The 21,192-nt window shown below is 74.1% G+C and carries 11 protein-coding genes; 4 read left to right on the top strand and 7 right to left on the bottom strand.

The genetic code is table 11. The features are described from left to right. Positions 1-233: 233 nt before the first annotated feature. From glgB to IR158_RS19265, 3 genes are all read right to left on the bottom strand, one after another. Positions 234-2,453 (bottom strand): 1,4-alpha-glucan branching protein GlgB, encoded by a 2,220-nt coding sequence (gene glgB, locus IR158_RS19275; RefSeq protein ID WP_291816125.1) that lies wholly within the window; start codon positions 2,451-2,453, stop codon positions 234-236. A gap of 63 nt (positions 2,454-2,516) precedes the next feature. Then, positions 2,517-3,359 (bottom strand): substrate-binding domain-containing protein, encoded by an 843-nt coding sequence (locus tag IR158_RS19270; protein ID WP_291816123.1) that lies wholly within the window; start codon positions 3,357-3,359, stop codon positions 2,517-2,519. 63 nt (positions 3,360-3,422) lie between these two features. Beyond that, the gene (locus IR158_RS19265; RefSeq protein ID WP_291816121.1) at positions 3,423-5,969 is read right to left on the bottom strand and encodes a glycoside hydrolase family 2 TIM barrel-domain containing protein; all 2,547 of its coding nucleotides are present in this window, start codon (positions 5,967-5,969) and stop codon (positions 3,423-3,425) included. 141 nt (positions 5,970-6,110) lie between these two features. Between IR158_RS19265 and IR158_RS19260 the strand changes: the two genes are divergently transcribed. Further along, on the top strand, positions 6,111-8,282 hold the full coding sequence (locus IR158_RS19260) for an alpha-galactosidase (RefSeq protein ID WP_291816119.1): 2,172 nt from the start codon (positions 6,111-6,113) through the stop codon (positions 8,280-8,282). 170 nt (positions 8,283-8,452) lie between these two features. Continuing rightward, positions 8,453-9,703, top strand: coding sequence for an ROK family transcriptional regulator (locus IR158_RS19255; RefSeq protein WP_291816117.1), 1,251 nt, complete (start codon positions 8,453-8,455; stop codon positions 9,701-9,703). Here the strand turns inward: IR158_RS19255 and IR158_RS19250 are convergent. From IR158_RS19250 to IR158_RS19240, 3 genes are all read right to left on the bottom strand, one after another. Further along, positions 9,689-10,990, bottom strand: a complete 1,302-nt coding sequence (locus IR158_RS19250; RefSeq protein ID WP_291816115.1) for a phosphotransferase — start codon at positions 10,988-10,990, stop codon at positions 9,689-9,691. The two genes, IR158_RS19255 and IR158_RS19250, sit on opposite strands and share 15 nt — an antisense overlap. 11 nt (positions 10,991-11,001) lie before the next feature. Continuing rightward, positions 11,002-12,696, bottom strand: coding sequence for a maltose alpha-D-glucosyltransferase (treS, locus tag IR158_RS19245; RefSeq protein WP_366928478.1), 1,695 nt, complete (start codon positions 12,694-12,696; stop codon positions 11,002-11,004). A 251-nt stretch (positions 12,697-12,947) separates the two neighbouring features. Beyond that, positions 12,948-14,984, bottom strand: coding sequence for an alpha-1,4-glucan--maltose-1-phosphate maltosyltransferase (locus tag IR158_RS19240; protein WP_291816128.1), 2,037 nt, complete (start codon positions 14,982-14,984; stop codon positions 12,948-12,950). A 399-nt stretch (positions 14,985-15,383) separates the two neighbouring features. Between IR158_RS19240 and glgP the strand changes: the two genes are divergently transcribed. Beyond that, entirely contained in the window at positions 15,384-17,954 is a 2,571-nt protein-coding gene (glgP, locus tag IR158_RS19235) for an alpha-glucan family phosphorylase (RefSeq protein ID WP_291816109.1), read from the top strand. A 283-nt stretch (positions 17,955-18,237) separates the two neighbouring features. Next, positions 18,238-19,293: a hypothetical protein gene (locus IR158_RS19230; RefSeq protein WP_291816107.1), complete on the top strand. Its 1,056-nt coding sequence runs from the start codon at positions 18,238-18,240 to the stop codon at positions 19,291-19,293. Between the two features lie 237 nt (positions 19,294-19,530). Here the strand turns inward: IR158_RS19230 and IR158_RS19225 are convergent, their stop codons facing one another. Beyond that, on the bottom strand, positions 19,531-21,186 hold the full coding sequence (locus IR158_RS19225; protein ID WP_291816104.1) for an FAD-binding dehydrogenase: 1,656 nt from the start codon (positions 21,184-21,186) through the stop codon (positions 19,531-19,533). Positions 21,187-21,192 lie beyond the last annotated feature (6 nt).

Genomic DNA, 21,192 nt, shown 5'->3' with positions numbered 1-21,192 from the left:
ATGGTACTGCACCCGCCAGGGTGTGGGAGAGTAGGACGCCGCCGGACAATCATTCACGAAAGGCCCACCCCTCACGGGGTGGGCCTTTCGTCGTCTTCAGGTACGTCACGTCGTCGTCGGCCTCGGGCCGGTGTGCCGTGGTGGTGCCTCCCCGCACGCACCGTTGCCGAGGGCATGCCCGGGCACGCAAGAGGCCGGAGGGCTGTCCCTCCGGCCTCTTGCGTGCGGATCGCTCAGATGGTGCGCGCCGTGTCCTCGTGCCCACCGCCTGCGGCGTCGTGGACGAAGATGACGGCCCCCAACGGGGGAACCCGGATCGAGGCCGACCACTCGCGGCCGTAGTGCTCGACGGGCTCGGCGACGACCGCGCCGAGGTTCCCGACGCCGGAGCCGCCGTACGCCTCCGAGTCGGAGTTGTAGACCTCGCGCCACGTCCCGCCCTGGGGCAGGGGGAGCCGCCAGCCCTCGTGCGGAACACCCGCGAAGTTCACGACGACCACCGCCGTCGGCGCGTCGGGGGCGTACCTCGCGTACGCCAGGAGGTTGAGCCCCGCCTCGTCCGACGCCAGCCACTGGAAGCCGTCCGGCGTGTGGTCGAGCTGCCACAGGGCCGGGTTCTGCAGGTACACGGCGTTCAGGTCGCGCAGCGCCTGCATCACACCCCGGTGGGCGGGATCGTCGAGGGTGTACCAGTCCAGGGAGCGGGCCTCTGCCCACTCACGCTGCTGGGCGAACTCCTGACCCATGAACAGCAGCTGCTTGCCGGGGTGCGTCCACTGGTAGGTGAAGAGCCCGCGGACGCCGGCGAGCTTCTGCCAGTGGTCGCCGGGCATGCGCTCGTACAACGACCCCTTGCCGTGGACGACCTCGTCGTGGCTGATCGGCAGGACGAAGTGCTCCGAGTACGCGTAGACCATCGAGAAGGTGACCTCGTGGTGGTGGTAGCGCCGGTTGATCGGCTCCTCGCGCAGGTAGCGCAGGGTGTCGTTCATCCAGCCCATGTTCCACTTCAGGCCGAACCCGAGACCTCCCGCGGAGGTGGGGGCGGTGACGCCCGGCCAGGCGGTGGACTCCTCGGCGATCATCACGATGCCCGGCGTGCGGCGGTAGGCCGTCGCGTTGGCCTCCTGGAGGAACGAGATCGCGTCGAGGTTCTCCCGTCCGCCGTACTGGTTGGGTCGCCACTGACCCGGCTGACGCGAGTAGTCGAGGTAGAGCATGGAGGCCACCGCGTCGACGCGCAGGCCGTCGACGTGGAACTCCTCGAGCCAGTACGTCGCGTTCGCGACCAGGAAGTTGCGGACCTCGGGCCTGCCGAAGTTGAAGACGTACGTCCCCCAGTCCGGGTGCTCACCGAGGAGCGGGTCCGGGTGCTCGTACAGGGCCGTCCCGTCGAAGTGCGCGAGCGCCCACTCGTCCTTCGGGAAGTGCGCGGGCACCCAGTCGACGATGACGCCGATCCCGGCGCGGTGCAGGCAGTCGACGAGGTAGCGGAAGTCGTCAGGGTGGCCGAACCGCGACGTCGGCGCGTAGTACGACGTCACCTGGTAGCCCCACGAGCCACCGAACGGGTGCTCGGCGACCGGCATCATCTCGACGTGCGTGAAGCCGAGCTCGAGGACGTGCTCCGTGAGCTGGTGCGCGAGGTCCCGGTAGGACAGGCCGCGCCGCCACGAACCGAGGTGGACCTCGTAGACGCTCATCGGACCGGTGTGGGGGTCCCGCTGGGAGCGTGCCGCGATCCACGCGTCGTCCGCCCACTCGTACCGGGACTCCACGACGACCGAGGCCGTCGCGGGGGGCACCTCGGTGCCCTTGGCGAGCGGGTCGGCCTTCTGCCGCCACGAGCCGTCCGTGCCGAGGATCTCGAACTTGTACCGGGCGCCGGCCTCGACGCCCGGCGCGAACAGCTCCCAGATGCCGCTCTCGCCGAGCGAGCGCATCGCGTGCGTCGCACCCTGCCAGTGGTTGAAGTCGCCGACGACGCGAACGGCGCGTGCATTGGGGGCCCACACCGCGAACGACGTGCCGCGGACCTCGCCCAGCAGGCCGGTGTACGAGCGCACGTTGGCGCCGAGGACGTGCCACAGCTGCTCGTGCCTGCCCTCGCGGACGAGGTGCCGGTCGAGCTCCTGCACGGTCGGTAGGAAGCGGTACGGGTCGTCGACGATCGTCGTCGTGGTGCCGTAGGTGACCTCGATGCGGTAGTCCGGGACCGTGGATCCGGGCAGGAGCGCGCACCAGACGCCGTCGACCTCGTGCCACGCCGCGACGCGCGCGTCGGGCGTCACGACGACGACGCTGTCCGCGAGGGGGCGCAGGGTCCGGACCGTCACCGTCCCGTCGCCGACGTGCGCGCCGAGGACGGCGTGGGGGTCGTAGTAGGCGCCCGCGGCGACGGTGCGCAGCGTGTCGAGGTCGACGGGCACGGGGGACGGTGCGGCCGCTGTCATGTGCCTACCCAATCACCCCTCGGGCGTTGCCGCAGGTGATCACGGCCGTACACGCCCGGGTCGTCACCGCGGACGGCGTGCGGTGCTGCCGCGGGCCACGAGCCGGGGCAGGGGAGCGGTGGACGTCGTCGGGCGGCCGGAGGCGAGCAGGTTGAGCACGGCGTCCGCGACCTGGACGCCCATGGCGTGCACGTCGAGGCTCATGGCCGAGAGCGCGGGATGCGCGAGGCGGCACAGCGGCGAGTCGTCCCACGCCAGGAGTGACACGTCCCGCGGGACGGTGAGTCCGAGCTCGTTGGCGACCCCCAGCCCGGCGACCGCCATGACGTCGTTGTCGAAGACGAGGGCCGACGGCGGGTCGTTCCGTCCCAGCAGCGTGCGCGCGGCACGCGTGCCGGACTCCTCGCCGTAGTCCCCCTCGACGACGACGCCGTGCACGCCCCGGCTCGCGCACTCCGTGAGGAAGGCCTCGGTGCGCGAGCGCGTGTGGGCGAGCGCCGCCGGCCCGGAGACCCGGCCGACCGTCGAGTGGCCCAGATCGACGAGGTAGCCGACGGCGTCGCGCATCGCCTGCGCGTTGTCGATCCACACGTGCGCGACGTCCGCGAGCGCCCGCTCCGGGCCCCCGACGACGACCGTGGGGAGGCCCAGCTCGGCAAGGACGACGGGACGCGGGTCGTCCACCACGAGGTTCACGAGCACGACGGCGTCGACGAGACGACCCTGTCCCCAGCGGCGGTAGGCGGCGATCTCGGCGTCGTGGTCGGGGACGACGTGGAGCAGCAGCGAGCGGTCGTCGGACGACAGCGTCTCCTCGATACCGCCGATGAGCTCCATGAAGAACGGTTCGATCCCGAGCATCCGCGCCGGACGAGCCAGCACCAGTCCGATCGCGTCCGCGCCCACGGCGGTCAGCGTACCGGCCCGGTCCTCGGGTGGACCCGCGGCGGACGTCCGCGCGCGGACGGCTCACGCCCCTGCGGGCCGGGTCGGCACGACGACGTCGTTCGCGCTGCGCATCACGGGGGCGGCGACGAGGTCCGCCGGGTCGAGGACCGCGGACGTGCGGACCCGGAACGTCGTGGTGGCGCCCGCCGGAAGCGTCACGAGCGCGTCGTCCACGCTCGCGTCGGGATCGAGCCTGTCGACCAGGAGCGTGAGGTCCCGCACGAGGCTGCGGGCGGTCACCTGGACCTCGTAGCCGTCCGGTACCGGGTGGGCACGGGCGCGGACCGGTGACGGGTCGAGCGCGAGCTCGACGTCCTCGACCCACGTGTGCACCGCGCGGGTGCGGTCGAGCGTGACCAGCAGGACCTCCCGGGTCGGGTCGTCGGGGGTGCGCACCGCGGCGGCGATCGCGAACGTGCCGGCCGACCACGCGCCGACGGTGAGGGGCAGCTCGACGCGGGCCAGGACGTGGCCGTCGAGGGTCTGCCGCTCGAGGACGGCCGTGGCCTTCCACAGCGTCGGGGTGTCGTTGACCACGACGAGCGCCTCACGGCCGTCGCGGGGCTGCACCGTCACGAGACGGTCCGCGAAGGCGGCGCGCATCGCCCACCACAGCGGCTTGGGACGACCGTCACCGTCGACGGCGGCCCACGACGTCACGGGCCAGCAGTCGTTGAGCTGCCAGACGATCGCGCCGGCCGTCGTCGGCCACCACGACCGGTAGTGCTCGATCGCGAACCGTACGGCCCGCGCCTGGTTCAGCTGGCCGGCCCAGTGCCAGTCGGCGAAGTCGGCGGGGACGCCGAGGTGTGGTGCCATGCCCCGGTCCAGCTTGGCGTTGCCGTCCGCGGCCTTCTGGTGCGCGAGGAAGGTCGGGTGCTCCTTGCCGGCGACCGACCCCTCCTCGGCGCGGACCGCGCGCTGCAGGGTGGCCCACGTCGGCGGCCCCTGGAAGCCGAACTCGGAGCAGAAGCGCGGGACCTCGTCGCGGTACGCCGTGTAGTCGACGCGGTTCCACACCTCCCACTGGTGGTGCGAGCCGTGGTCGAGGTCGTTGGGGTGCACGGCGTGGATGTCGTGACCGGGCGAGGCGGGGCTGTTGGCGACGTAGGGGCGGGTCGGGTCGAGCTCGGCGACGACGGCCGGGAGGATCTGCGTCGCGTACGCGTGGCCCCACGTGCGGCCCTCGAGCTCGTCCTGCCAGCCCCAGTCGAGGAACCCCCAGAGGTTCTCGTTGCCGCCGTTCCACAGCACGAGCGACGGGTGCGGCGTGAGGCGCGCGACGTGCTCACGCGCCTCCGCCTCGATCTCCGAGCGCAGCGGCTCCTCCTCGGGGTACGCGGCGCACGCGAGCAGGAAGTCCTGCCAGACGAGGATGCCGCGCTCGTCGCACAGCTCGTAGAAGTCCTCGGACTCGTAGATGCCGCCGCCCCACACCCTCAGGAGGTTGAGGTGCGCACCCAGCGCCTGGTCGAGCCGGGCGGCGACGCGCTCGCGGGTGACGCGCGTCAGCAGGTGGTCGTCGGGGATCCAGTTGGCGCCGCGCACGAACACCGAGCGCCCGTTGACCCGCAGGGTGAACGCCGCGCCGTGGTCGTCGCGTGCCGTGTCGAGCTCGACCGTCCGGAAGCCGATGCGGCGCGCCCAGGAGCCGAGCACCGGCCCGGTCCCGCGCGGTCCGGCGGGCGCCGCGGGGTCGGCGGCACGCAGCTCCACCTCCAGCTCGTGCAGCGGCTGGCTGCCGTGGCCGACGGGCCACCACAGTGGTGCGTGCGCCACCTCCAGCCGCGCCGTGGCCGACGTCGAGCCGGCGTGCAGCTCGGCGACGGTGTCGACGCCCGCGACGCGGGCCGTCGCGACGAGCGGGACGTCGCCGCCGGGGAGGCCCGACCGCTCGACGTCGACGACGACCTGCACCACGCCGGTCCCGTCGGGCAGGACCGACACGAGCGTGCGCACCGATGCCAGACGGGCCACCCGCCACCGCTCGACGACGACGGGCCGCCACAGGCCGGCGGTCTGCAGGTCCGGGCCCCAGTCCCACCCGAAGGAGCACGCCATCTTGCGGACCATGTTGAACGGCTGCGGGTACGTCAGCGGGCGTGGCCCGAGGCGGGCGGCCTCCGTCTCGGCGTGCGTGAGGGCGGACGCGAGCTCGACACGCAGCGTCTGCGGACGCGGTTGCAGGTGGTCGCGCAGGTCGATGCGGTGGGTCCGGTGCTGGTTGGCGGTGCGGGCGAGGACCGTGCCGTCGAGTCGGACGGTGGCGACCGTGTCGACGCCCTGCAGGACGAGGTCGACGCGCTCGTCGGGCGCAGCGGGTGGGCTGTCGAGGAGGCGCTCGTAGGCCCAGTCGACCCGCTTCATCCACGCGAGGAGCTCCTCGTTGCGGTCCAGGTAGGGGTCGGGGATCAGCCCGGCCGCGAGCAGGTCCGTGTGGGTCGTGCCCGGGACGTGCGCCGGCACGCCGGTGCGGAGGTGCGCCAGGAGGGTGGCCGGCAGGTGGGCCGGGAGCGTCTCGGGGGCGGCCGTGAGCGTCCAGCGGTCATCGAGGACGTCGTGGTTCATGTGCGTGGCGCTCCTGGGTCTGCGGCTCCCACGCCGCGCGTCGTCGCGCGAGGTCCCCGGTGGGGAGCAGGGACATTGTTAAGTGTCTGAATGAAGTAAGTCAACGCTTAGGCTGTGCGCGCCATCACATGGAGGTGACCGGTGCCCCAGCGCCCCGACGACGAGACGACGACGCCCGTGACGAGCGACCTCCTGCACCTGCGCGCGAGCGGTGTCAGCCTCGTCCTCGACCTGACGGGTCTGCCCCGCGTGCTGCACTGGGGCGCCGACCTCGGCCCGCTCGACGACGCCGCGCTCGCGGACCTGCGGCTGGCCGGGCGGCCCGCGCACATGGGGTTCCCCGTCGACGGCGAGGTCGTGCCGTCGGTGCTGCCCGCGCAGGCGGACGGCTGGCTCGGTACACCCGGCCTGACCGGCTCCCGCGGCGGGCGTGCCTGGTCGGCGGCACTCGTCCGCGGCGCGCCGACGCTGACGCGGTCGGCGGACGGCGGCGCGGTCCTCGTCGTGCCGGCCACCGACGCCGCCGCCGGGCTCGCGCTCGAGCTCGTCCTCGAGCTGACGCCGCAGGGCCTCGTGCGCCAGCGCGCGACCCTCACGAACACCGGTGACGACGTCTACGAGCTCGCCGGCCTGCTCCTGACCCTGCCCGTGCCTGCGCGGGCCGCGACGATCCTCGACCTCGGCGGCCACTGGGCACGCGAGCGCAGTCCCCTGCGGACCGCGTTCACGCACGGGACCCGCCTGCGGGAGAACCGCCGGGGTCGCACCGGCCACGACACGCCGTACGTCCTCGTCGCGGGGACCGAGGACCTCGCGCACCGCCGGGGCGAGGCGTGGGGCTGGCACGTCGCCTGGTCCGGCAACCACCGGAGCATCGCCGAGCGCCACCACTACCACCCCGGCCTGCTCGGTGGTGGCGAGCTGCTCGAGCCGGGAGAGGTGCGGCTGGGCACGGGGGAGTCGTACACGAGCCCCTGGGTCTACGGCTCCTACGGCGCCCACGGCCTGGACGCGCTCGCGGACCGGTTCCACGCCTGGATGCGTGCACGACCGCAGCACCCGCGCACGCCGCGCCCCGTGACGCTGAACACCTGGGAAGCCGTCTACTTCCAGCACGACCTGGGGCGGCTCGTCGAGCTCGCCGACACCGCCGCCGAGGTCGGCGCCGAGCGCTTCGTGCTCGACGACGGCTGGTTCGGGTCGCGCCGCGACGACTCGAGCGGGCTGGGGGACTGGTTCGTCTCCGAGGAGGTGTGGCCCGACGGGCTGCACCCGCTGATCGAGCACGTCACCGGGCTCGGCATGCAGTTCGGGCTGTGGGTCGAGCCCGAGATGGTCAACCCCGACTCCGACCTCGCGCGGGCCCACCCCGACTGGATGCTGCGCCTGCCCGACCGGCTCCCGCGACCGGCGCGTCAGCAGCAGGTGCTCGACCTCGCGCGCCCGGAGGCGTACGCCCACATCCTCGGCCGGCTCGACGCGCTGCTCACCGAGCACGACATCGCGTACCTCAAGTGGGACCACAACCGCGACCTCGTCGACGCCGGCCACGGGCCCGACGGCGTCCCCGGCGTGCACGGCCAGACGCTCGCCGTCTACCGCCTGCTCGACGAGCTGCGAGCCCGGCACCCCCGCGTCGAGATCGAGTCGTGCTCCTCGGGAGGGGCGCGGGTCGACCTGGAGATCCTGCAGCGGACCGACCGCGTCTGGGCGTCGGACTGCATCGACGCTCTCGAGCGGCGGTCCATCCAGCCGTGGACCAACCTGCTGATCCCGCTCGAGCTCATCGGCGCGCACATCGGCTCGGGGACCGCCCACAGCACCGGGCGCAGCGCGACCCTCGGGTTCCGGGCCGGCACGGCGCTGTTCGGTCACCTCGGCATCGAGTGGGACCTGCGGGAGGCGGACGACGTCGAGCGTGCCGAGCTCGCCGCGTGGGTCGGGCTGTACAAGGACGTGCGCGGCCTGCTGCACACGGGCGTGAGCGTGCACGCGGACGTGGCGGACCCGGCCTACGAGGTCAACGGGGTCGTCGCGCAGGACCGTGGCGACGCGCTGTTCGCGATCGCCGCCGTGGCGTCGTCGGCGCAGCTGCCCGCCGGCGCGGTCCCGTTGCCCGGGCTGGACCCCGACGCGACGTACCACGTGCGCCCGCAGGCACCGGGCGACGTCGTCACCCACGGGCGCGCCGCGCCGTGGTGGGGGCCGGACGGTGTGCGCGCCACCGGCCGGGTGCTCGCGCAGGTCGGCGTCCGCGCACCTCAGCTGTCGCCCGAGCGGCTCGTGCTGCTGCGCGCGACGCGGGTGGGCTGACCCGTCACCTGGTCGCACCCGACGTCGGGCGCGCACGTCGCTGGTGAAGGAGCATCGTCGGTCCTCTCGTCGTGGGCCGGGACCTCGGTGTGCCGGAGACGGGCGCCGGTGGGTCCGTCGTTAGGCTCGCGACGTCGCCGTCGGTGGCCGGAGCGACGAGGGGAGCACGAGTGAACGCAGGTGCACGCGGCGCCCGCGCGGCGCACACGAGCAGCCGCAGCGCGATCCTCGACGTCATCCGCGCCGCCGGCACCATCAGCCGCGTCGAGCTCACGCGCGCCACCGGGCTGACCGCGGCCACGATCTCCACGGTCGTGCGGCGGCTCATCGACGAGGGCCTCGTCGTCGAGGCGGGCCGTGCCGAGTCGACCGGTGGCAAGCCGCGGATGCTCCTGCAGCTCGACGCCGCCGCGCGGTACGCGGTCGGGGTGCACCTCGACCATGCCGGCATCACCTACGTCATCGCCAACCTCGGCGGGCAGGTCGTCGCCCGCTGGCGGCGCCCCGGGACCGGTTCCGACGACCCGCGGGACGTCGTCGCACGCATCGCCGGCGAGATCGCCGCGACCGTGGCGCGAGTCGGTGTCGAGCCCGTACGGCTCCTCGGGGTCGGCGTCGTCTCACCCGGCCCGTTGTCGACGGCCACCGGCATGACGCTCGCGCCGCCCGTCATGCAGCACTGGGCCGAGTTCCCCCTCGCCGAGGCGCTCGAGGACGCCGTCGGGCTCCCCGTGCTGCTCGACAACGACGCGACCGCCGCCGCGCTCGGCGAGTACTGGTCCGGGGGAGTACCCACCGGAGCCGTCTGCGCGGCGCTCTACATGGGCACCGGCATCGGCGCCGGGATCATCGTGGACGGGACCGTCTACCGTGGCAGGTCGTCCAACGCGGGGGAGATCGGGCACGTCTGCGTCGACGTCGACGGGCCGGTCTGCTGGTGCGGCAGCCGCGGGTGCATCGAGGCGTTCGCCGGACCCAGCGCCGTCGTCACGCGCGCAGCCGAGGCGGGCATCGCGCTGCCCGGCCGCAGCGTGTCCGAGGACTTCGCGGCGCTCGCCCGGGCCGCCGCGCGCGGTGAGCAGGAGCCGGTGCGCCTGCTCGCCGACTCCGCGCGGTACCTGGCAGCCGCCGCCCAGGTCCTGGCCAACGTCCTCGACCTCGACCTCGTCGTGCTCACCGGCGCGTCGTTCGCCCACGCCGGCTCGCTCTACCTCCCCGTCGTCCAGGAGCGGCTGTCCGGGGGTTTCTTCGCACGCGCGACCCACGACGTCCGGGTGACCATCTCGTCGCACGCGTCCGAGGCGGCCGCCGTCGGGGGCGCCGCCCTCGTGCTCCAGGCGGAGCTCGCGCCGCGCCAGGCCGGGCTCCGGATGGTGGTCGACACGCTGACCGAGCTGCCGGCAGGCTCAGGCGTCGCCTGACGTGCGCACCGGCCCCAGGAGCCGCTCCAGCCCCGCCTGCGGGATCGCGGCCCAGGCCGGGCGGTTCCGCGCCTCGTACACCGCCTCGTACAGCGTCTTGTCCAGCTCCAGGGCCCGCAGCAGCAGTGCGCTCGTCGGGTCGTCCACGACGCCGTACCCGGCGAGCAGGCCCGCGCGCGCGTCCGCCGTCCACGCCGCTGCCGCGTCGCCCGTGAGCCCGCCGACGGCGGCCGCGTAGTCGAACGAGCGCAGCAGCCCTGCGACGTCCCGGAGCGCGAGGTCCGGCAGCACCCGCGCCGCCAGCGGCGCCAACGGCTCACCCTCGAAGTCGATGACGAACCAGCGGTCCCCCGAGCGCAGCACCTGGCCGAGGTGGAGGTCGCCGTGGACCCGCTGCCGCGGCGGGGTCGTCGCGAGCGCGGCGACGTCGTCGGCGAGCACGCGCACGCCGTCGGCGACCGCGGCGAGGGACGGCACCGCAGTGGTCGCCCACGCCAGTCGCTCGCGCAGGGAGCGGGCCAGCGCAGCGGCGCCGTCCGCCGACGGCCCGGCGCCGAACGACCGCACCAGGGCGTCGTGCATGCCGGCGACCGTGACGCCCAGCTCCCTGGCAGGCTCGCCGAAGGCGCGTCCCGCGGTGGCCCACCCGCACGCCAGCTCGAATCCGTCCTGCGCACCGGGGACGAAGGCGCTGAGGACCCCCAGGTAGCCGACCTCGGCGTCGCCCTGCGGCGACGTCCAGCGGGCCTGCGTCCACGCCAGGGGTGCGGGGACACCGTCCCAGCCCACCTCGACCAGGCGGCGGGGGACGTCGATGTCGGGGTTCTCGCCGCCGGCGAGCGTCCGCAGCACCTTGAGGATGCCCGTCGGGACACCGTCCGGGCCCGGCAGGACGACGGACGTGTTGGACTGCTCGCCCGTCACCACGCGCGCGGCCGTCACGTCGACCGGGGCGCCCGGCCCGTCCGCCGCCGCGAGCCACGCCGCCAGGAACCGCGCGTCGCCGGCGGCGTCCAGCACCGTGCGCTCCCCGGCGGTGCCGACGACGCTCCCGGGGGCCGTGCCCTCCGGGGGTGCGCCGACCACCAGCGCCACGGGCACCTGCAGCACGACGTCCACCTCACCGGCCCGCGCGCGGACCAGCAGCACGCGCACGTCGTCAGCCAGGTGCAGCGTCCCCACGGGCGTGAGCTCGGCGTCCGTCCCCTTGGCCGGGTACCAGCGGCGCTGCGGCAGCCACGTGCCCAGCAGCGCCACGACCTCGTGGTCGAGGTCGTCCGGTGCCACCGCCTCGAGGGTCACTGTGCCGTCAGCTCCAACCAGTAGAACTCGCGCGAACCGAGGGTGAACGTCAGGGTGCCGTCGCTGCGGACGTCCGGGAAGTGCGCGCCACCGAACACGTCGTGCGTCGCCCATCCCGCACGTCCGGGCAGCGTGATCGTCGCCGCACGCGCCGTCGCCGCGAGGTTCGCGACCACCAGGATCGTCTCGTCCGCCGTGCGGCGCAGGAACGTCAGGACCGACTCGTTGTCGCACGGCACGACCTCGAACTCGCCCAGGCCGAGGGCCGGGTGCTGGCGACGCACCGCGAGCATGCCGTGCACCCAGTGCAGCAGGGACGTGGGCTGAGCCAGCTGGGACTCCACGTTGACGTTGCCGTAGTGGTAGACCAGCGACTGCACGAGCGGCAGGTACAGCTTGCCGGGGTCGGCGGTCGAGAACCCCGCGTTGCGGTCGGGTGTCCACTGCATCGGCGTGCGCACCGCGTCGCGGTCGGAGAGCCAGATGTTGTCGCCCATGCCGATCTCGTCGCCGTAGTACAGGCAGGGGCTGCCCGGCAGCGACAGCAGGAGCGCGTGCGCGAGCTCGATCTCCTTGCGCGAGTTGTCGAGCAGCGGGGCCAGGCGCCGCCGGATGCCGACGTTGGCCCGCATCCGGGAGTCGGGCGCGTACCAGCCGTACATCGACGCGCGTTCCTCCGTCGACACCATCTCGAGCGTCAGCTCGTCGTGGTTGCGCAGGAAGGTGCTCCACTGCCCGCTCGCGGGGATGGCGGGCGTGTCGGCGAGGATGTCGACGATCTGGGTGGCCCGCTGGTCCCGCAGCGCGTAGTAGATGCGGGGCATCACCGGGAAGTGGAAGCACATGTGGCACTCGGGCTCGTCGTCCGTGCCGAAGTAGTGCACGACGTCCTCGGGCCACTGGTTGGCCTCGGCCAGCATGATGCGACCCGGGAACTCCTCGTCGATCACCCGACGCACCTTGCGCAGGAACTCGTGGGTCTCCGGCAGGTTCTCGCAGTTCGTGCCCTCGGCCTCGAACAGGTACGGCACGGCGTCCAGCCGGAAGCCGTCCACGCCGAGGTGCAGCCAGAACCGTGCGACGTCGAGCATCGCGTCGACGACGCGCGGGTTCTCGAAGTTCAGGTCCGGCTGGTGGCTGAAGAACCGGTGCCAGAAGTACTGGCGCCGCACGGGGTCGAACGTCCAGTTCGAGGTCTCGGTGTCGACGAAGATGATCCGCGCGTCCTGGTAGCGCGTGTTGTCGTCGCTCCACACGTAGAAGTCGCCGTACGGGCCCTCGGGGTCGGACCGCGACGCCTGGAACCACGGGTGCTGGTCGCTCGTGTGGTTCATCACCAGGTCCACGACGATGCGCATGCCGCGCCGGTGGCACTCGGTGACCAGCGTCCGGAAGTCGTCGAGCGTGCCGTACTGCGGAGCGACGGCCGTGTAGTCCGACACGTCGTAGCCGCCGTCGCGCAGCGGTGAGGGGTAGAACGGGGGCAGCCACAGGCAGTCGACCCCCAGCCACTGCAGGTAGTCGAGCCGCTGGATGAGGCCCTGGAGGTCGCCGCTGCCGTTGCCGGTGGCGTCCGCGAACGTCCGGAGCATGACCTCGTAGAAGACGGCCGTGCGGTACCACTCGGGGTTGGCGTCGCGGCCGCCCGAGACCGGTGGGTTCGGCACGTCGGGCTGGCGACGTCCGGGCAGGCCGTGCAGGGAGATCGAGGCGGTCGTCGGCGGCGGTTCGCGGTGCGACACCGTGCTCGACGCGGTCGACGCACCGACCCGCGCGGGCACGGCACCAGGGACCACCGGTACCGCGTCGGGCGAGGGCGAGGAGCCCGGCGGCGGGGTCCCCGGAGGCGACCCGGCAGCCGGCGTGCCCAGCGCGGGCGTGCGCGGCACGCGGACGTCGTCCGCCGCGGAGGGGGTGTCCCCCGCAGGCGGGAAGGGCCGCCTCATCGTGCCCCGGACACGTGCTCGAGGTGGACGACGTGTGCGACGTGGACCATCGGGTCGAGGCGCACGTAGACCTCGTCGGACCACGCGTAGGACTCACCCGACAGCACGTCGTGCGCGACGACCTCGCGGTCCACCGGCAGCCCGAACGCCGAGAGGTCGAGGTGGACGGTGCCCTCACGCGCGCCGTGGGGGTCGATGTTGACGACGACCACGACCGTGTCCGCGCGGCCGGTCGGGGAGTGCGCCGCATCCAGGTGGCGCGAGAAGCAGACGAGCGCGTCGTCCGTGGTCGGGTGGACCCGGACGTTCTGCAGCTGCTGCAGGGCGGGGTGCGCCCGCCGGATCTCGTTGAGCCGCCCGATGAGCAGCGCGATCCCGAGGTCGTCCGCCCTGGCCCAGTCCCGCGGCCGGAACTCGTACTTCTCGTTGTCGATCTGCTCCTCGACGCCCGGACGGGGCACGCTCTCCACCAGCTCGTACCCGGAGTACACGCCCCAGGTCGGCGAGCCCGTCGCGGCGAGCACCGCGCGGACCGCGAACCCGGCGACGCCACCGTGCTGCAGGTAGGGCGGCAGGATGTCGTGGGTCGTCGGCCAGAAGCTCGGGCGCAGCCACGGCGCCTCGTCGCCACCGACGCGCGCGAGGTACTCCTCGAGCTCCGCCTTCGTGTTGCGCCACGTGAAGTACGTGTACGACTGGTGGAACCCGATCTTGGCGAGCGTCAGCATCATCGCCGGACGCGTGAACGCCTCGGACAGGAAGATGACCTCCGGGTGCGCCGCGTGCACGTCGGCCAGCAGGCGCTGCCAGAAGGACAGCGGCTTGGTGTGCGGGTTGTCGACCCGGAACGCCGTGACGCCGTGGTCGATCCACACCTGCAGGACACGGCGGATCTCCGTGTAGATGCCCTCGGGGTCGTTGTCGAAGTTCAGCGGGTAGATGTCCTGGTACTTCTTGGGCGGGTTCTCGGCGTAGGCGATGGTCCCGTCGGCTCGCGTCGTGAACCACTCCGGGTGCTCCGTGACCCACGGGTGGTCGGGGGAGGCCTGCAGCGCGACGTCCAGCGCGACCTCCATCCCCAGGGACCGGGCGCGGGCGACGAACGCGTCGAAGTCGTCGAACGTGCCCAGCGACGGCTCGATCGCGTCGTGCCCGCCGTCCGGCGAACCGATCGCGTACGGCGAGCCGGGGTCCCCGGGCAGCGCCGTCAGCGCGTTGTTGCGGCCCTTGCGGTACGTCGTGCCGATGGGGTGGATCGGCGTCAGGTAGACGACGTCGAAGCCCATCGCCGCGATGCGGGGCAGCTGGTTCGCGGCCGTCCGCAGGGTCCCGGACGTCCACCGCTGGGTGGCCTGGTCGAACGTGGCACCGTGCGAGCGCGGGAACAGCTCGTACCACGAGCCGGTGAGCGCCAGCCGCCGGTGCACGACCAACGGGTAGGCGCGGGAGGCCGTCACCATCTCGCGCAGCGGTGACCGGTCCAGGACCTTGCGCACCGGCAAGGACAGCGCCGCGGCCAGCCGGGCCAGGGGAGGGCGGGACGTGTCGCGCAGCGCGGCGACCGCGTCGAGCAGGACGCGTGCGTCGCGCTCCGGCATCGCGTCGTCACCCGTGCGCCGCGCCGCGCGCTCGAGCACCAGCGTGCCCTCGGTGAGCATGAGCTCGACGTCGATCCCCGCCTCGACCTTGATCGCCGCGTCGTGGGCCCACGTGCCGTACGGGTCGGACCAGCCCTCGACGCGGAACGACCACTCGCCCTCGGCGTCGGGGACGACCCGCGCCTCGTACCGGTCGAGACCGGGAGCGATGTCGACCATGCGCGCCGACGAGTGCACCGAGCCGTCCGGTCGCAGCAGGACCGCGGTGGCGCCCAGCGCGTCGTGCCCCTCCCGGATCACCGTCGCCCGGATCGGCACGGCCTCCCCGACGACCGCCTTGGCGGGGAACCTGCCCTCCTCGGCGACAGGGAAGACGTCGAGGACGGGGATGCGTCCGACAGGGAGGACGGGCGCGTCGACACTCCTGCCCGGCACGGCAGCCGGTGCGTCGGGCGCCCCACCGTCGGCGACGGGCGCGGCGGCGGCAGCGGGTGCCGTCGCGGCGGCCGGGGGTGCCGCGGGAGCGGGGGGTGCCGCAGGAGCGGGGGGTGCCGCAGGGCTGCCGGGAGCGGCGTCCGGCTGCTCCGGTGCGGGCACGGGGACGTCGGCACGTGGGCGGCCCGGGGGGCTGGCCGGTGACGTGCGACGAGAGCGGCGAGGAGTCGTCACGGTCCCGAACCTATCCGGCCCGCAGGGGTGGTGGCATCTGCTGGCGGCGCGTCGGTCGGCGCGCCGTGGGCGGCCGCGGCCCTTCCCGGCGGCGATCAGGACGAATGTCCGGATCGTGAGGTCGTGGGGGCTGTGGCAGGCGCCCGATCTGCGTAGTCTGCGCCCGTGAGAGCGATTCGCCGGTTCACCGTCCGCACCGTGCTGCCCGCACCTCTCGCGGGTCTCGAGGAGCTCGCGCACAACCTGCGCTGGTCGTGGCACCCCGGTACCCGCGCCCTCTTCGCGGAGCTCGACCCCACCGTGTGGGAGCGGGTCGACGGCGACCCGGTGGCGTTCCTCGGCGCGCTGGACCGGGAGCGACTCGACGAGCTCGCGGCCGACCCCGACCAGGTCGCGCGCGTGCGCGCCGCCACTGCCGACCTGCGTGCCTACCGCGAGCAGGACCGCTGGTACCAGCAGCAGACCGCGACCGCGTTGCCCGCGTCGGTCGCGTACTTCTCTCCCGAGTTCGGTATCGCCGCGGCGCTCCCGCAGTACTCGGGCGGCCTCGGTGTGCTCGCCGGCGACCACCTGAAGGCGGCCTCCGACCTGGGCGTGCCGGTCGTCGGCGTCGGCCTGCTGTACCGCGCCGGGTACTTCCGCCAGGCGCTCGACCGCTCCGGGCGCCAGACCGAGACGTACCCCGTGCTGGACCCCGACGGCCTGCCTCTGTCGCTGCTGCGGGAGGCCGACGGGTCGCCCGCCCGGGTCACGCTCGCGCTGCCCGGCGGTCGTGACCTGCACGCGCAGGTCTGGGTGGCCCAGGTCGGCCGGGTCCCGCTGCTGCTCCTCGACTCGGACGTGCCCGCCAACGACGACGCCGCGCGGGTCGTCACGGACCGGCTCTACGGCGGCGCCGGCACCCACAGGCTCGAGCAGGAGCTGCTGCTGGGCGTCGGCGGTGTGCGTGCGCTGCGCACCCACGCGCGGCTCACGGGTGGTGCCGCACCCGAGGTGTTCCACACCAACGAGGGGCACGCGGGCTTCCTCGGTGTCGAGCGGATCCGCGAGCTCGTCGCCGACGGCGTCGCCTTCGGCGCCGCTCTCGAGCTCGTCCGCGCGACCACGGTCTTCACGACGCACACGCCCGTACCCGCCGGCATCGATCGGTTCGAGGCGCGCCTCGTCGAGCAGCACGTCGCTGCGTTCGTCGAGGCGGCTGCCCTCCCCGTCGCCGACGTCGTGGCCCTGGGGGCCGAGGACCACGAGGGCGGGGACCCCCGGCTCTTCAACATGGCGGTCATGGGTTTGCGCCTCGCCGGGCGCGCGAATGGCGTGTCACGCCTGCACGGGCGGGTCTCGCGCGAGATGTTCGCGGGCCTGTGGCCGGGGTTCGACGCCCAGGAGGTGCCGATCGGGTCGATCACGAACGGCGTGCACGCGCCCACGTGGGTCGCGCCCGAGGTGACGGCCCTGGCGGCGCGGCGGATGACCGCGCAGGACCTGGCCACCGGTGCCGGCTGGGAGGCAGGCGGCACCGTCGGTGACGCCGAGCTGTGGGAGCTGCGCCGGCGTCTGCGCACCCGTCTCGTGGAGGACGTGCGCAAGCGCGTGCGCGCGTCGTGGCTGCGGCGCGGCGCGCTGCCCGCCGACCTGCGATGGGTCGACGACGCGCTGTCAGCCGACGTGCTGACCATCGGCTTCGAGCGCCGCGTGCCGACGTACAAGCGGCTGACCCTCATGCTCGAGGACCCGGAGCGGTTCGCAGCGCTCCTGCTCGACCCGCTGCGGCCCGTCCAGGTCGTCGTCGCGGGCAAGGCGCACCCCGCCGACGAGCCGGGCAAGCGGCTGATCGCCGAGCTGGTCGCGTTCGCCGACCGGCACGACGTCCGCCACCGCATCGTCTTCCTGCCGGACTACGACATGCGCATGGCCGCGACGCTCTACCCCGGGTGCGACGTGTGGCTCAACAACCCGCTGCGACCGCTCGAGGCCTGCGGCACGTCGGGCATGAAGGTCGCGCTCAACGGCGGGCTGAACCTGTCCGTCCTGGACGGCTGGTGGGACGAGTGGCACGACGACGACAACGGCTGGGTCATCCCCACCGCCGACGGGGTCGACGACCCCGATGCCCGCGACGAGGCCGAGGCCGCCGCGCTGTACGACGTCCTCGAGCAGCAGGTCGTGCCCACGTTCTACGACCGGGACGGCGAGGACGTCCCCCGCCGGTGGCTCGAGATGGTGCGCCACACCCTCGCGACGCTGGTGCCGAAGGTCCAGGCCACCCGCATGGTCGCCGACTACGTCGCACACCTGTACGTGCCGGCGGCCGCGGCCGGGGCGGCGCTCGCGGCGGACGACCAGGCGGGGGCGGTGGCGCTCGCGGACTGGCGGGCCCGCGTGCGTGACGCGTGGCCGAAGGTCGGCGTCGACCACGTCGACTCGTCGGGCGTGGGGACGTCGCCGCAGGTCGGTGACCGGCTCCACGTGCGGGCGTGGGTGGCCCTCGGCGACCTGGAGCCCGCGGACGTCGAGGTGCAGGTGCTCCACGGACCCGTCGGGCCCGACGACGAGATCGCGGAGCTCACGGTCACGGCGCTGGCCCTGGACGACACGTACGAGGCCGATCGCCACGGGTACGCCGGTGACGTCGAGCTGACCGCGACAGGCCCGTTCGGCTACACGGTCCGGGTCGTCCCGCGGCACCAGGCGCTGCCGTCCGTGGCGTCGGCCGGCCTGGTGACGACGGCCTCCTGACCGCCCCGACCCCCCTCCCAACCCGACCCCCTCCCAACCCCCACCCCCTCCCAACCCCACCCCCTCCCAACCCCACCCCCTGTCGACGAACTCGTCCTTCGGCGGCGTCTGGCGGCCGAGAAGCCGCCAAACGGGCAGCTCGCCGCTGGTGGTGAGGGGGGCGGAGGGGCGGGGCCGTGGTCGTGGGTGTGGTGACCCGTCCACAGGGACCGGGGGTGCGCGGTGGATCCACCGGTTTCGCGGGGCGGTGCCGTCGCGACCGCCCGTGCTGTGGAGTCGGCGGATGCGCCGACCGGCCCCCGTCCCCGAGCCGCTGCTCGACACCGCCTCACGTCAGGAGGGGCTGCTGTCGACCGCGCAGTGCGAACGCGCGGGCCTGACGCGCGACCGTCGTGCGGCACTGCGGCGTGCCGGTGAGCTGGTCCCCGTCGTGCGCGGCGTGCACGACGCGGCGGTGGCAGTGGCCGGCAGGCACGGGTTGGACGTGTTCGCCGCGCCTGCGCAGCGGTCACGGCGCGGACCGGAGGGCGGTGACGCGCTCGCGGCACCGCGTGACCCCGACCACCTGCGCCGACGTGCCGCGTGGACGGCGCTGCTCGCCCTGGACCCCGCGCGTGCGGTGGCGGTCGGGTGCTGCGCGCTCGCGCTGCACGGTGTCCAGGGGCTGCCGGCGACGATCCGACCCGAGGCGGCCCTGCCGTCCGCAGGAGGCCGGCGCCCGCGTGGCGGCGGGCCTGCTGCCGGGTCCGTGACCCGGTGCTTCCGCACCGGCGACGTCGTGGTCGTCGCCGGTGCGCGTGCCGTCGTGCCGGAGCTCGCGCTCGCCCAGGCCGTCTGCGAGCTCGGCCGCGAGCACGCCGTCGCGGTGCTGGACTCGGCGCTGCAGCGCGGCCTCGTCCCGGCCGGGGACCTCTCGGGCGTCCGTGCGTGGGCGCGCGGCAGACGCGGGGCGGCTCGGCTCGCGGAGTGGTGGCACCTCGTCGACGGGCGCGCGCAGTCGCCCCTCGAGACGCGTGCCCGCCTGCAGTGCGTCGACGCCGGCATCCCGCCGCACGACGTCCAGGTCCCCGTGCGCGACCGTGCCGGGCGGGTCGTGGCCCGTGGCGACCTCGGGTGGGTCCAGCGCGACGGTCGGCTGCTCGTCGCCGAGGTCGACGGAGTGGGTCCGCACTCCACCCCGGCCGCGTTGTACGAGGACCGGCGCCGTCAGAACGCCATCGCCGCCGCGGACGCCGTCCTCGTGCGGTTCACCGCCGAGGACATCAGGGCCAGGCACGTCGTCCCGAGCACCATCCGCCGCCACCTGGGCACTGACGGGTCCGGAAGCACCCGGTGGTGACGGGCCGTCACGGCCGGAGGACCACCATCTCGTGCACCGCGTCGGCCAGCGAGAGCAGACCCCACGGAGGAGTCGATGCCCGGGTTCCCCTGTCCGGATCCCGAGATCCGACGCCGACGACCTCGACCTTTGGCGGCTTCTGGCGGGTGGGGAGCCGCCAAAGGTCGAGTTCGGCGGGACGGGGTGGGTGGGTGGGGAGGGCGGGGGAGGGGGAGGGGGGAGTTAGAGGGGGGAGGTTTAGAGGGGGGTGGTGAGGGATCGGGCTGTGACTCGGGCCGTGTGGAGGCAGCCGGCCAGGAAGGTGCCCTCCAGGGCGCGGTGGCCGTGGACGCCGCCGCCGCCGAAGCCGGAGGCCTCGCCGACGGCCCACAGGCCGGGCAGCACCTCGCCGTCGGGGCGCAGGACGCGGCCCTCGAGGTCGGTCGCCAGGCCCCCGAGCGTCTTGCGGGTCAGCACCGACAGCCGGACCGCGTACAGGGGCCCGTGCGCGGGGTCGAGCAGGCGGTGCGGCGGGGCGACGCGGATCACCCGGTCCACGACGTACCGGCGCGCCATCGCGGTGGCGGTGACCTGAAGGTCCTTGCCGAGCCCCGTCGCCACCTGCGCGTCGCGCGCCGCGATCGTGCGGGCCAGGACGTCGGGGTCGATGCGCGAGGTGCCCGTGAGCGCGTTCATGCCGGCTGCCAGCTCGGCAGGCGTCGCCGCGGCCACGAACTCCGGCGAGCGCTCCGCGAACGTCTCGACGGGCCCGACCGCGCCGCGTCGGACGCGCTGCAGCAGCAGGCCGACGTCCCGGCCCGTGAGGTCGGGGTTCTGCTCCGAGCCGGACAGCGCGAGCTCCTTGCCGAGGATCGTGCGGTCGAGCACGAACCACGAGTGGTCGTCGCCGCGGGACGTGACGTGCTGCAGCGCGCCGAGCGAGTCGAAGCCCGGGAACAGCGGTGCGGGCAGCCGCCGCCCGTCGGCGTCGAGCCACAGCGAGCTGGGACCCGGCAGGATCCGGATGCCGTGCGACGACCACACCGGCGAGTGGTTCGCGATCCCCTCGGGGTAGTGCCACATGCGCCCGGCGTGCGCGACGTGCGCACCGGCGGCCCGCGCGGCCTCGATCCCGGAGCCGTCGACGTGGTCCGGGACGCCCGAGAGCATCCGGGCCGGCAGGCGCCCCGCGGACGCGGGCCACGTCGCGCGCACCAGCTCGTGGTTCGCACCGATGCCACCGGTCGCGACGACGACCGCCGGGGCGTCGACCTCGAAGGCCCCCACCACCTCGCGCGACGACGGCGCGCCGCGCTCGACGCCGTCGGACGCGAGCACGTCCCCCCGGACTCCCGTCACGCGGCCGTCGGTCGTCGTCAGGGCGGTGGCCCGGTGCCGGAACCGCACCTCGACGCGCCCGTCGCGGTGACCGGCGAGCAGCGCCCGCACGAAGGGTTCGAGAAGACCCGGGCCGGTGCCCCAGGTGACGTGGAAGCGCGGCACCGAGTTGCCGTGCCCGTCGGCCAGGTAGCCACCACGCTCGGCCCACTGCACGAGGGGGAACCAGCGCACACCCTGACGGTGCAGCCACGGCCTCAGGTCGCCGGCGGCGAACTCGACGAAGCCCTCGGCCCAGGCGCGGCCCCACCGGTCGGACCCGTCGTCCGCGAACGCCGCCGACCCGAGCCAGTCGGCCAGGGCGAGCTCCGCGCTGTCCCGCACCCCGAGCCGGCGCTGCTCCGGCGAGTCGACGAGGAACAGACCACCGAACGACCACCACGCCTGCCCGCCCAGGCTCGCGGGGGGCTCGGCGTCCAGGAGCAGGACCCGCCGACCGGCCGCGAGCAGCTCGGCGGTCGTGACCAGGCCCGCGAGCCCGGCGCCGACCACCACGACGTCGTGGGAGTGCGTCATGCGCGC

This window comes from Cellulomonas sp. (genome assembly GCF_015234515.1).
Lineage (GTDB): Bacteria > Actinomycetota > Actinomycetes > Actinomycetales > Cellulomonadaceae > Cellulomonas.
Note: the sequence above shows the minus strand (reverse complement) of the source record. Positions and strands in the feature narration are given on the sequence as shown.

What these genes read in the sequence shown, in the direction of transcription:
- glgB (WP_291816125.1), bottom strand. Translation starts at nt 2,453, where the DNA reads ATGACAGCGGCCGCACCGTCCCCCGTGCCCGTCGACCTCGACACGCTG.
- IR158_RS19265 (WP_291816121.1), bottom strand. Translation starts at nt 5,969, where the DNA reads ATGAACCACGACGTCCTCGATGACCGCTGGACGCTCACGGCCGCCCCC.
- IR158_RS19230 (WP_291816107.1), top strand. Translation starts at nt 18,238, where the DNA reads ATGCGCCGACCGGCCCCCGTCCCCGAGCCGCTGCTCGACACCGCCTCA.
- IR158_RS19225 (WP_291816104.1), bottom strand. Translation starts at nt 21,186, where the DNA reads ATGACGCACTCCCACGACGTCGTGGTGGTCGGCGCCGGGCTCGCGGGC.